This is a genomic window from Caballeronia sp. AZ7_KS35 (assembly GCF_023631045.1).
In the GTDB taxonomy this organism is placed as follows: domain Bacteria; phylum Pseudomonadota; class Gammaproteobacteria; order Burkholderiales; family Burkholderiaceae; genus Caballeronia; species Caballeronia zhejiangensis.
The window spans coordinates 25090-37364 of record NZ_JALQDV010000065.1 but is presented as its reverse complement, the minus strand read 5'-3'; the positions used below and the strand labels follow the sequence as shown (position 1 = coordinate 37364).

Here is a 12275-nt window from a genome sequence, read left to right as displayed (position 1 = left end):
CCCAAACGGATTCTTGATGCCCGTCGCGGCGACTTTGCCCGATGGACGTTGATGAAGCGGTAGTTAATACCTCACGCGGACCGCCGCGAAATATTCCGAAAGGCAATCGGCGAGAGACAAACGCGCCGCGCGGCCGCCTGGGTCGCCTTCTTGCTGGTTCCCGTCTGCGCGCCCGTTTTCACGGCGCCCACTCTGCATTTCTTCCAATTGCGGGATTCCATCTACTTCGACGGAGGAGTTGTCGTGCGGCCTTTTACCCTGATTTTTCTGCTGTTCGTGACGCTGTTTTCCGGATGCGCGGCTTACCGGACACATGAGGCGCGCAGCGATTCCGGCGCGCTCATCGGATCGAATGTTCTCGATCTCGTCGCGGCGGTCGGCATTCCCGACAAGACGATGAAACTCGTGGATACGAATACGCCGGGCGACCGCATGGTGATGCAGTGGAACTTCTCGAATTCGGATGCGGCGTTCGAAATGAACGTGATCCTGCTCGATCTGAAGATCGGCGGCGCCGGCAAGTGCAGCATGACCGCGACCACCGAACGCTGGGGCGGCAAGGTGCTGTCCGTGAACTTTCCCCAGGCGCACGTCGACAGCATGAACTCCGACTACAGCGCGTGCGAGCCGCTCGTCGCGGAAGCGCTGACGCATATCGGCCACACGCCCATCGATCCCGCTTTCGACTCGTTCAAGCTCGTCGGCGCGGCCAAGTAAGCGCGCCCGGCACTCGCACGCGACGATCTTCTTACCAACTATTTCTCCGGGAAACAGGTTGTGTCGTCGATCGGTGCGAGTGCCTTCGCTCTAAAGAAGGATTGCGAAACATCTTGTGATAGTCGAACCGTCATCGCGCGCCTTGAACGGATCTGCAATCCTATCGAAACCTTACCTGTAGTCCTTTAGTCATCGAACGGCACGTATAGTCCCCGCAGCGCGCTTTTTTGCCTGTATTTCCTGTCTGCGCTGAAGCCAACTACATCGCCCGCCGATTTGACAACTCTCCCGATCCAAGACCGTTTTCGCCGCGCCCTGTCGCGATCTCTTGCAAGAACCGCATTCGTCGCGGGGATAACTTTCCTCGTTGCGTATCCGCGTGTGCCGTTCGCCGCCGTCGTGATGAATTTTTCGCATGCCGATATAAACGAGGTCGTGCGCGCGATCGGACTCGCCACGGGCAAGACGATCATCGTCGATCCGCGCGTGAAGGGACAACTGGATCTCGTCTCCGAGAATCCGGTTCCCGAAGACGAAGCGCTCAAGACGCTGCAATCCGCATTGCGTATGCAGGGCTTCGCGCTATTGCAGGATCACGGCGTACTCAAGGTCGTGCCGGAATCGGAAGCGAAGGTTCAGGGCGTGCCGACCTATGTCGGCAATCAGCCCGTCGCGAAGGGCGATCAGATCGTCACGCAGGTATTTCAGCTTCGCAGGGAGTCCGCGAACAGTATCCTGCCGACGCTGCGGCCGCTGATTTCCCCGAACAACACGATTGCCGCCAACCCGAGCAACAACACGCTGATCGTGACCGATTATGCGGATAACGTGCGCAGGATCGCGTCGATCATCGCGGGCATCGAAGGGGCGTCGAGCCCGCATATCGCGGTCGTGCAGCTCAATTTCGCGGATGCGACGGCCGTCTCGCAACAAGCGCAGAAGTTGCTGGATCTGAACGGCATCGGCAACAGCGATCCGACGCAGAAGGTCGTCGTCACGCCGGACGCGAGAAGCAACGCGGTCGTGCTTCGGTCGAGCGGCGCCGCGCGGCTGTCCGACGCCGAATCGCTGATCGTCAAGCTGGACACGCCGACGCGCGCGCCGGGCAACATTCATATCGTCAGCCTGCGCAACGCCGACGCCACCGATATCGCCAAGACGCTGCGACGGATTCTCGGCCAGACAGGCGGCGGCGATTCGCAATCGGGCTCGGGCAACGGCGGCGGCAATCAAAGCTCGTCGGGGCTTCCGAGCAGCAACGGCACGCTGCCGCCGCTGCCGGGCGGCATGGATTCGGCATCGTCGGTGAGCGCGACGTCATCGTCGGCGTCTTCCTCGAAAAGCCCTTTCGGCGGGATGCAATCGCGCTCGGGCGATGACAAGGACGAGCAAGGAAGCGGCGAAGTCGTCGCGGACGTGTCCACGAATTCGCTCATCATCACCGCGCCCGAACCGGTGTTCAGAAACCTCGCCACCGTGATAGCGCGGCTCGATCAGCGCAAGGTTCAGGTGTATATCGAATCGCTCATCATCGAAGTGGCTTCCGACAAGGAAGGCGAATTCGGCATCGAATGGCTGACGGCTGCGGGGCTGCAGTCCGTCGCCGCGACCACGACGAACGTCGGCCTGGTCGCGGGATTCGGCAATATCCTCGGCACCAAGGGCCTGTTCCGCGCATTGCAGTCGAACTCGGATGTCAACGTGCTGTCGACGCCGAGCCTCGTCACGCTCGACAATCACGAGGCGCGCATTCTCGTCGGCACCAATGTTCCCATCGAGTCCGGGTCTTATTCGACGAACACGACGAGCTCGTCATCGGTATCGGCGTTCAACACGTACGACCGCAAGGATGTCGGCGTGATGCTGAACGTCAAGCCGCAGATCAATCAGGGCGGAACGCTGACGCTGCAGGTCTATCAGGAAGATTCGAGCGTGCAGAACGGCACGGCGGATCAGGCGGGCGGCTACAGCATCGACAAGCGCTCGCTGCAGACGACCATTCTCGCGGACGACGGCCAGATCGTCGTGCTCGGCGGACTGATCAGCGACAACTACACGAACGGCAATTCCCGAATCCCGTGGCTTTCGAAGATTCCGGTGCTCGGATCGCTATTCAGGCACGAGACGAAAAGCCGGCAGAAGACGAACCTTCTGATCTTCCTGAGGCCGGTGATCGTTCGCGACGCGTCGCAGCTTCAGGCGATCGCCGCGGATCGCTACGGCTACATGCAGGCGCGCTCGGCCACGTACAAGAGCGACAACTGGCTGGAGAAGGACGACACCGTGCCGGCGCTGCCCCACATCGATGGATACGATCACGGCGACGGAACCAACGTGGTCGATCTGACGCATGTGCGAAACGCGGCGCAGCCCGCGACGCCTGGAACCGAGCGTTCATCGCCCGCCCGCTGACACCGCGGCGCGCCTGCGCTGCAAGAACCGGCGCACCGCCGGATCGCGCTCCAGTCCGATCGCGAGATCGTAGGCGGCGAGCGCCTCGTCCGTCGCGCCGACGCGAGCGAGCAGATCGGCGCGCGCCGCCCAATACGGCTGATAGTCGGCGAGGCGCGGATCGTCCGCGTAGGGCGCGAGCGCATCGAGCGCCGCCCGCGCGCCGTCGCGTTCCGCCAGCGCGAGCGCGCGGTTCACCGCCACCACCGGCGACGCCGCGATCCCGAACAGCGCATCGTAGAGCTGCACGATCTCGTCCCAGTTCGGCCGATGCGTGCGGCAGCGATGCACATGCGCCGACTGCAACGCGGCCTCCAGCTGAAACCGTCCGATCGCGTTGAAAGCGTTCGCGCGCCGCAGCAGCCTGTCGGCTGCGTCGATCATCGGCGCGTTCCATGTCGACGGATCCTGAGCCGACAGCGGCACGTAGTCGCCGGCCGCATCGCGTCGAGCGTCGCATCGCGCCTGGGCGTAGAGCATCAGCGCAAGAAGGCCGAGCGTCTCCGGTTCATCGGGCAGCAAGTCGACGAGCAGATGCGCGAGAAACAGCGCCTCGCCGGTCAGATCGCGCCTCGCGGCATCGCCGCCGAGCGGATCCGTCCATCCTTCGGCATACACCGCGTACACGGCTTCGAGCACCGCGTCGAGACGGCCCGGCAAGTCTTCGCGCTCCGGCACGCTGAACGGAATGCCGGCTTCGCGGATCTTGTTCTTCGCGCGCACGAGGCGTTTGCTCATCGCGGCGGGCGACATGAGAAACGCGGAAGCGATCGTCTTCGCTTCGAGCCCGAGCACCACTTGCAGCATCAGCGGCGTGCGGATCGCGGCCTCGAGCGCGGGATGCGTGCACGCGAACAGCAGCCCGAGCCGCCGGTCGGGCAATGCGCCGGCTTCGTGCTCGTCGATTTCGCCGGAGAGAATCGTCAGTTGATGCGCGACGTCTTCACCGACCCGGCGATGGCGCGCGCCGTCGATCGCCCGGCGGCGCGCCACCGTCATCAGCCACGCTTCGGGATTCGCCGGGCAGCCGCGCTTCGGCCAGTCCGCGAGCGCGGCCGCGAACGCGTCGGCGAGCGCGTCCTCGGCTGCGGCGACGTCGCGCGTACGCATCGCCAGCAGCGCGACGAGCTTGCCGTAACTGCGTCGCGCGACCAATTCCGCTACCGCGCTCGCGCCGTCAGCGGGCTCGCTCATCCGGCGGATGGCGCATCGTAAGGCGCGGTCCACACCGGACGCACTTCCATGAGGCCGTGCGCCGCGCCGGGACAGCGCGACGCCCACGCGATCGCCGCGTCGAGATTGGGCACGTCGATCAGGTAATAGCCGGCGAGCTGCTCCTTCGTATCGGAAAACGGCCCGTCGAGCACTTGCGGTTTCCCGTCGACGAGCCGCACCGTCGTGGCCGTGCTCGTGTGCTGCAGCCGGTTCGCGCCGACGAGCGCATCCGCCTTCTTCAACGATTCCGTGTACGCCTGATACGCGGCGACGCCCTGCTGCCGCTCGCTGTCGGTCATCTGGTTCCAGCGGTTTTCGTCCGAATAGATCATCAGCAGATAGTGCATGTGAGCCTCCGTCACAAGGTCGATGCGGCCGGATCATCCGGGCGCCATCACGATGACGCGCGGGCCGTGCGCCGATGGACAGATATCGCGAAAAAATTCATCCGTCCTTCCGAGACGGCCACGTATTCTCGAAGACGCATTCCTCTGTCGAACGGCGCGCCGCCCAACGCTCGCTTTCGAGCATCGGCGCATCGTAGAAGCGTTCGACATGCCCGACGCAAAGAATGGCCACGGGCCGCGCGCCGCCGGGCATGTCGAGCAGCGCGGCAACTTCCACGGGATCGAACAGCGAGACCCAGCCCATTCCCAGCCCTTCGGCACGCGCGGCGAGCCACATGTTCTGGATCGCGCACGCGACGGAAGCGAGGTCCATCTCGGGCAGCGTGCGCCGTCCGAAGACATGATGCTCGCGGCCGTCCATCAGCGCCATCACCAGCACTTCGGCGCACTCGCGCAATCCTTCCACCTTGAGCCGCATGAACGAATCGCGGCGTTCGCCGAGCGCATCGGCGGTCAGCACGCGTTCACGTTCGACCGCATCGCGCAACCGCGCGCGTAGGTTCGCGCAGGTAATGCGCAGGATGCGCCACGGCTGCATGAAGCCGACGCTCGGCGCGTGCAGCGCGGCGTCGATGAGGCGCTGCATGACGTGCGGCGACACCGGATCGCCGACGAAGTGACGCATGTCGCGACGCTCGCGGATCGCGCGGTAGACGGCTTCGCGATCGGCGTCGCTGAAAGCTTTTTCCATGGATGTCGGCAGGGTTGGGCTGATGGATTGGGGATGATATCGGGGCGGCTCGTTTTCGTCCGCGACGGCGACAAAATCATGCGCTGTCTACTTCGCCGCTCAATCGACCTTGTTAAGAAAAAGCGTATTGCGCTGTTGATGTGTCTTACTCCATTGTTTGGGCTTCCCAACGAATTAAGCGAAACAACCATGCCGATTCCCGCATACATGTGGCTGAAGGACGATGGCGGTTCGCCGATCAAGGGCAGTGTCTCCGTGCAAGGGCGCGAGGGCAGCATCGAGATCATCGGCTTTGGACACGGCCTGACGCTTCCGGTCGATGGCAACGCCGGCAGGATTACCGGCACGCGCATACACGCGCCCATGTCGATCGAAAAAGAGTTCGATGCGGCCAGCCCGTATCTGTACAAAGCGGTTGCCAAAGGGCAAACCCTTCGATCTGCCGAGATCAGGTTCTATCGGATCAATGACGCGGGCCGGGAGGAAAACTACTTCACGATGCTGCTGGAGGGCGTGAAAGTGGCCGGCGTTCATCCCGGTTTCGCGAACACGAAGATCGCCAGCATGAGCCCGCTCAATCACGTCGAGGCCGTATCGCTCATGTATGACAACATCACCTGGCACTACCTGGACGGCAACATCAAGTTCTCCGACGCGTGGACGGAACGCTAGGCTCGGGGGAACGAGATGGCTCTGCAGGGCAAGTTCGTGGTCGATAATGCGCCGATGCTGACGCTTGTCATGGCTGGTGTCGGGGCGTACGCGGCGTTTTCCGGCGATAAAGCCTATCGCAATCGGGGGGGCTGCACGGCGGTGGTCGATAAAGGCCCGATCCCTTCCGGTCGTTACTGGATCGTCGATAGACCTACTGGCGGGATTGGCTCGCAGTTATATGCATGGGCCAAGGATACGTTGAATACTGTGGCCGGACGTCCGTCATATCACGGCGAATGGTTCGCACTCTACCGCGATGACGGACTGATCGATGATTGGACTTGGGTGAACGGCGTTAATAGAGGGAACTTTCGCCTTCATCCGATCGGCGGTTCGGGTGTGTCGTTCGGCTGCATTACGCTTCAAAGCGTTGCGGATTTTCAAAGGCTGCGGCAGGCTCTCTTGCAATCGCCAACAGTGCCCGTCGGTGCCAGCGGCTTACGCGCATATGGCGTAATCGAGGTGATTACCATTGGCAACACTTGCCCGTAGGGTGGCGATCCTTTCGCTGAAATTCGCGCTGTTTATTGGGCTATTTCTGCTCGCGACTCGCTACGTACATACCTATCCGACGCCGCTGGCGCTGCGGCAACAGGAAATTTTAATCAGTGTCTCCGACTGGCTCGGTGTCCGTGACTATGATGGTCTTTACGTGTTCTCTATGGCGGCGCTCGACCTGCTTGTGGCCATCGTCGCCTATAAGGTCATCATGAAACTCTGGCGTCGCCGACATACGGGGCGAACAAGTGAACGCGCGTAGAAAACGGGCGCGCACATATGAGGTAATCCATTCGACGACCCTCGCGCAAAAAAAAAAGCGCCGCGGGCGTTCAGCCCGCGGCGCCATTGCGCGACGCTACGACGAAACCGCTCGCCGTAAACCGACAGTACGCTTACATCTGCACGGTGTCGGCGACTTCCTTGAAGTCTTCGATCTGGTCGAAGTTCATGTACTGATAGATCTTGTCGCCATTGGCGTTGAGCACGCCCATGTCGGCCATGTACTCTTCCTTCGTCGGAATTCTGCCCAGACGCGAGCAGATGGCCGCCAATTCCGCCGAGCCGAGATACACGTTCGTGTTCTTGCCGAGACGATTCGGGAAGTTGCGCGTCGACGTCGACATAACCGTCGCGCCTTCGCGCACCTGCGCCTGATTGCCCATGCACAGCGAGCAGCCCGGCATTTCGGTGCGCGCGCCCGCCGTGCCGAACACGCCGTAGTGACCTTCCTCCGTCAGTTGCTTCTGGTCCATCTTGGTCGGCGGCGCGACCCACAGCTTGACGGGAATGTCGCGCTTGCCTTCAAGCAGCTTGGACGCCGCGCGGAAGTGACCGATGTTCGTCATGCACGAACCGATGAACACCTCGTCGATCTTCGCGCCGGCCACGTCCGACAGCGTCTTCACGTCGTCCGGATCGTTCGGGCAGGCCACGATCGGCTCGTGAACGTCGGCCAGATCGATTTCGATGACGGCGGCGTATTCGGCATCGGCATCCGGTTGCAGCAGTTGCGGATCGGCGAGCCATGCTTCCATCGCCTTGATGCGGCGCTGCAGGCTGCGCGGGTCCTGATAGCCCTGCGCGATCATCCACTTCAGCAGCGTGATGTTGCTGTTGAGGTACTCGATGATCGGTTCCTTGTTCAGATGCACCGTGCAACCGGCGGCCGAACGCTCGGCGGATGCATCCGACAGTTCGAACGCCTGCTCGACCTTCAGATCCGGCAGACCTTCGATCTCGAGGATGCGGCCCGAGAAAATGTTCTTCTTGCCCTGCTTGGCCACGGTCAGCGTGCCCGCCTTGATCGCGTACAGCGGGATCGCGTTGACGAGATCGCGCAGCGTGACGCCCGGCTGCATCTTGCCCTTGAAGCGCACGAGCACCGACTCCGGCATGTCGAGCGGCATCGTGCCGGTGGCGGCCGCGAAGGCGACGAGACCCGAGCCCGCCGGGAAGCTGATGCCGATCGGGAAGCGCGTGTGCGAGTCGCCGCCGGTGCCGACGGTGTCCGGCAGCAGCATGCGGTTCAGCCACGAGTGGATCACGCCGTCGCCCGGACGCAGCGCGATGCCGCCACGGTTGCTGATGAAGTTCGGCAGCGTTTGATGCGTCTTCACGTCGACGGGCTTCGGATAAGCCGCCGTGTGGCAGAACGACTGCATCACGAGGTCGGCCGAGAAGCCGAGGCACGCCAGGTCTTTCAGTTCGTCGCGGGTCATCGGGCCGGTGGTGTCCTGCGAGCCGACCGAGGTCATCTTCGGTTCGCAATACGTGCCCGGACGCACGCCTTGGCCTTCCGGCAGACCGCACGCGCGGCCGACCATCTTCTGGGCGAGCGAGAAGCCACGGCCGCTGTCGGCCGGCTGCTGCGGCAGGCGGAACAGCGTCGACGGAGCCAGACCCAGCGCTTCACGCGCCTTCGCCGTCAGTCCGCGGCCGATGATCAGCGGAATGCGGCCGCCGGCGCGCACCTCGTCGAACAGCACGTCGGACTTGACCTGGAACTCGGCGATCACTTCGCCGTTCTTCAGCGCCTTGCCCTCGTACGGACGCAGTTCGACGACGTCGCCCATTTCCATCTTCGACACGTCGAGTTCGATCGGCAGTGCGCCGGCATCTTCCATCGTGTTGTAGAAGATCGGCGCGATCTTGCCGCCCAGGCACACGCCGCCGAAACGCTTGTTCGGGATGAACGGAATGTCTTCGCCCGTGAACCACAGCACCGAGTTGGTGGCCGATTTGCGCGACGAACCCGTGCCGACCACGTCGCCCACATACGCGACCAGATGGCCCTTCTCTTTCAGCGATTCGATGAACTTGACCGGACCGCGCTTGCCGTCTTCTTCCGGCGTGATGCCGGGACGCGCGTTCTTCAGCATGGCGAGCGCATGCAGCGGGATGTCGGGGCGCGTGGTGGCGTCCGGCGCGGGCGAGAGGTCGTCGGTGTTGGTTTCGCCCGTCACCTTGAACACGGTGATGGTCAGGCTCTGCGGCACTTCCGGACGGCTCGTGAACCATTCGGCGTCGGCCCAGCTTTGCAGCACGGCGCGCGCGTTGGCATTGCCCTTGTCGGCCAGTTCCTTGACGTCGTGGAACTGGTCGAACATCAGCAGGGTTTTCTTCAGCGCGTTCGCTGCCACCGTGCCGACTTCGGCGTCGGAGAGCAATTCGATCAGCGGCTGAATGTTGTAGCCGCCCAGCATCGTGCCGAGCAGCTCGGTAGCGCGCGCGCGAGAGATCAGCGCGCAGGCGGTCTCGCCCTTGGCCACGGCGGCAAGAAAGCCCGCCTTGACGCGCGCGGCTTCGTCCACACCGGCGGGCACGCGGTTGGTGATGAGATCGAGCAGAGCCTGCTCTTCGCCTGCGGGCGGGTTCGTCAGCAGCTCGACCAGTTCGGCGGTCTGCTGCGCCGTCAGCGGCAGCGGAGGAATGCCGAGCGCGGCGCGCGCGGCTACATGAGCACGAAAGTTTTCCAGCATGGGGGGACCGTTGCCTTTGCGTTTCAGTGAAGGCTTTGCAAACAAGCCGGGATGTTCTGGGCACTGCGTTGCGCGCTATTCTAATTGCGACGCTGCGTTGCGTCAAACGTCTTATGTCTTATGTCTTATATAAGACTTGCAGGACGCGGGAAGGCCGGTCGTGTCGGGCCATATCGAAACGGTCATCGCATCGCCGTTCGAAACGGGAACCATGGCGCGCTAGTTCTGAAGAATCTTGCTTCCCTTCATCACGATGTCGCTATCCGCCGTCACGCTGATCTTGCCGCTGCCCTTGACGCTGATGTCCTTGCCCTTGATCTGGATCGTGCCGTCCTTCTTCATGACGATGCTGGCATCGCCCGTAACGAGACTGATCGATTCGTCCGCGTTGATCGTGAGGTTCTTGCCCACCTTGAGCGCGTCATCCTCGCCGACGGACGTCGTGCGCCCTTTCGCCACCGTGCTCGACTGCGCGCCGTCGATCGACTCGCTCGCGTCCTTCGCGACCGACACCGTCTGCCCGCCGCCGACGCTGAGCGACTGATCGCCCGTTACGCTCGTCGCCTGGTTGCCGCCGACGCTCACGGTCTGATCCGAACCCACCGTGACGGTCTGGCCGGAGCCGACGCTGACCGTCTGACTCGCACCGATCGTCTCCGTGTGATACGCGCCGACCGTCACCACCTGGAACGCGCCGATCGTCACCTCCTGCGCCGCGCCGACGGTAATCGTCTCGTTGATGCCCACGCTGTGCGTGCGTTGCAGGAGAACCGTCGCGGTCTCGCTCGCCTTCACGGTCTTGGTGCGGTTCGCGCCGATCGTGATGCTCTCGTTCACGCCGACCGTTTCCGTGCGGTTCATCACGACGTCGATCTTCTCGTTGTTGCCCACGGTTTCGGTGCGGTCGTGCTTGACGACCGTCGTTTCGTCGTGATCGATGTTCTTCTTGCGGTCATGCCCGACCCAGTGCGTCTCGTCGTTCTCGACTTCGATGTCCTGATTCTTCTCGGCATGAATGAGCACCTGCTCGGCGCCCTTCTTGTCCTCGAAACGCAGTTCGTTGCAGTTCGCGCCGCTTCCGCCCTTGCTCGACCGGCTCTTGATGCCCGACTGCGTCATGTTCGCGGGCAGATCGTAAGGCGGCATCTGTTCGGCGTTGTAGACGCGTCCCGTGATGATCGGCCGGTCGGGATCGCCTTCGAGAAAATCGACGATCACTTCCTGGCCCATGCGCGGAATCGCGATGGCGCCCCAGCCCTTCCCCGCCCAAGGCTGCGATACGCGGATCCAGCACGAACTGTTCTCGTCGCGCTTGCCCTGCCGGTCCCAGAAAAACTGCACTTTCACGCGGCCATATTGATCGGTGTAGATTTCGTCGCCGCCCGGCCCGACCACGACCGCCGTCTGCGGTCCCTGCACGAACGGCTTGCGCGCCGTGCGGGCGGGCGCGAACGCCTGCTTCGCGTCGATCGCGGAGAACCAGCATTCGCAGCGATTCGCCTGCGCGCCGTCGAAGGCTTCGTAATCGGCGAGTTCGATCTCGTAACGCGTGCGCGTCACGAGATATTGCGTGTTCTGGTCCGCGCGCGGATGCCGCGTCAGCTTGAGCAGCGCGCCCGCGCGCACGTTCTTGCTGTTGGTGCGCGCCTCGACCTGATGCCAGTTGATACCGGGATCGTCGGGCACGCTGCCTTCGATGCGCCATTCGTCCGCACGCGACTTCGCGCGGCTCTCGCCGTGATCCGCTTCCACATAGCCGCCCGGATAGTCGAAATGTTCGAGCCCGGAGAACGCGTCGAAGCCCTGCATGTGCTTCGCGGCCTGCTTCTGCAGCGGCCGCGACGGGTGCTTGAAGTCGTAATCGGTGAGCAGCCAGTTATGCGTTTCGATCGCGTGATGCGTGCGCCACTCGCTGACGAATTCGATGTCGGGCGCCGCCGCCTGCACCGCGCCGTACGGCAGCGATTCGCAGCCTGCGACGCTCTCGTGCGCGGCGAGCGTATCGGTCAGGATCAGCGACTCCTTGCCATCCTTGTCCTGAAACCAGTAGTAGATGCCTTCGTCTTCGAGCAACCGGCTCACGAAGTTGAAGTCCGATTCGCGATACTGCACGCAGTATTCGCGCGGCGGATGCGCGCGCGTGCTCGCCTTCCATTTGATCTCGCCGAATTCGAGCCCTTTGTAGACGGGATCGGCGAACACGGCCTTCACGATCTCTTCGACCGTCTTGTTCTGAAAGATGCGGCAATTGCTGCGCCGCGAGAGCAGCCACAGCCACGGCCGCACCGCCGCCTCGTAGATGTGGAGCCGTCCGCGCATGCCGGTTTGCCGGAAGCCCACGACATAGCCGGCGAACACGCGCGGCTTCGCCTTTGGCACGTTGAGCGACACGCTCACGCGCTTGCCGAGGATGCGGCTGAAGTCGAGGTCCGCGCGCTTCGAGACGAGCGTCAACTCGATGCGTGGCATGCGCCCGAGTTCCGCGCGCGCGGAAAGGCTCAGAAAGCGCAGGTCGTCGCCGAGCGGCGTGTCGACGCTCGCGAGCGGCTTCTGCGCTACGGCATCGTTGCTGGCCATCGGCGCACCGGCCTCGCGCTCAGC

Annotated in this window: 10 protein-coding genes; 5 read left to right on the top strand and 5 right to left on the bottom strand. The window is 63.2% G+C overall.

From position 1 onward, the window contains the following. The first annotated feature begins 243 nt into the window (after positions 1-243). Both NCT05_RS34515 and NCT05_RS34510 read left to right on the top strand, forming a co-directional pair. Positions 244-717, top strand: coding sequence for a hypothetical protein (locus NCT05_RS34515; RefSeq protein WP_008345806.1), 474 nt, complete (start codon positions 244-246; stop codon positions 715-717). 402 nt (positions 718-1119) lie between these two features. Continuing rightward, positions 1120-3129 (top strand): secretin GspD/PilQ domain-containing protein, encoded by a 2010-nt coding sequence (locus tag NCT05_RS34510; RefSeq protein ID WP_250504438.1) that lies wholly within the window; start codon positions 1120-1122, stop codon positions 3127-3129. On the opposite strand, the gene NCT05_RS34505 is transcribed toward NCT05_RS34510, so the two are convergent. The 3 genes from NCT05_RS34505 to bluB form a co-directional block, all read right to left on the bottom strand. Then, positions 3112-4362 carry an RNA polymerase sigma factor gene (locus NCT05_RS34505; RefSeq protein ID WP_250504437.1) on the bottom strand — a complete coding sequence of 417 codons (1251 nt, stop codon included), beginning with the start codon at positions 4360-4362 and terminating at the stop codon, positions 3112-3114. The two genes, NCT05_RS34510 and NCT05_RS34505, sit on opposite strands and share 18 nt — an antisense overlap. Continuing rightward, positions 4359-4730, bottom strand: a complete 372-nt coding sequence (locus NCT05_RS34500; RefSeq protein WP_008345811.1) for a YciI family protein — start codon at positions 4728-4730, stop codon at positions 4359-4361. The genes NCT05_RS34505 and NCT05_RS34500 overlap by 4 nt, the downstream gene beginning before the upstream one ends. Before the next feature lie 97 nt (positions 4731-4827). Then, positions 4828-5481 (bottom strand): 5,6-dimethylbenzimidazole synthase, encoded by a 654-nt coding sequence (gene bluB / locus NCT05_RS34495; RefSeq protein ID WP_250442178.1) that lies wholly within the window; start codon positions 5479-5481, stop codon positions 4828-4830. 189 nt (positions 5482-5670) lie between these two features. Between bluB and NCT05_RS34490 the strand changes: the two genes are divergently transcribed. Genes NCT05_RS34490 through NCT05_RS34480 form a run of 3 tightly spaced genes read left to right on the top strand, consistent with a single transcriptional unit; the run spans position 5671 to position 6955 of the window. Then, complete coding sequence (locus NCT05_RS34490; protein WP_008345816.1) at positions 5671-6153, top strand: Hcp family type VI secretion system effector; 483 nt, start codon at positions 5671-5673, stop codon at positions 6151-6153. 15 nt (positions 6154-6168) lie between these two features. Next, the gene (locus tag NCT05_RS34485; protein WP_250504436.1) at positions 6169-6687 is read left to right on the top strand and encodes a DUF2778 domain-containing protein; all 519 of its coding nucleotides are present in this window, start codon (positions 6169-6171) and stop codon (positions 6685-6687) included. Continuing rightward, complete coding sequence (locus NCT05_RS34480) at positions 6668-6955, top strand: hypothetical protein (RefSeq protein ID WP_250504435.1); 288 nt, start codon at positions 6668-6670, stop codon at positions 6953-6955. Before NCT05_RS34485 ends, NCT05_RS34480 begins: the two co-directional genes overlap by 20 nt. 133 nt (positions 6956-7088) lie before the next feature. Here NCT05_RS34480 and acnB read toward each other — a convergent pair whose 3' ends face one another. Continuing rightward, the gene (gene acnB / locus NCT05_RS34475; protein WP_008345821.1) at positions 7089-9674 is read right to left on the bottom strand and encodes a bifunctional aconitate hydratase 2/2-methylisocitrate dehydratase; all 2586 of its coding nucleotides are present in this window, start codon (positions 9672-9674) and stop codon (positions 7089-7091) included. 219 nt (positions 9675-9893) lie between these two features. Further along, complete coding sequence (locus tag NCT05_RS34470) at positions 9894-12251, bottom strand: type VI secretion system Vgr family protein (RefSeq protein ID WP_250504434.1); 2358 nt, start codon at positions 12249-12251, stop codon at positions 9894-9896. Positions 12252-12275 lie beyond the last annotated feature (24 nt).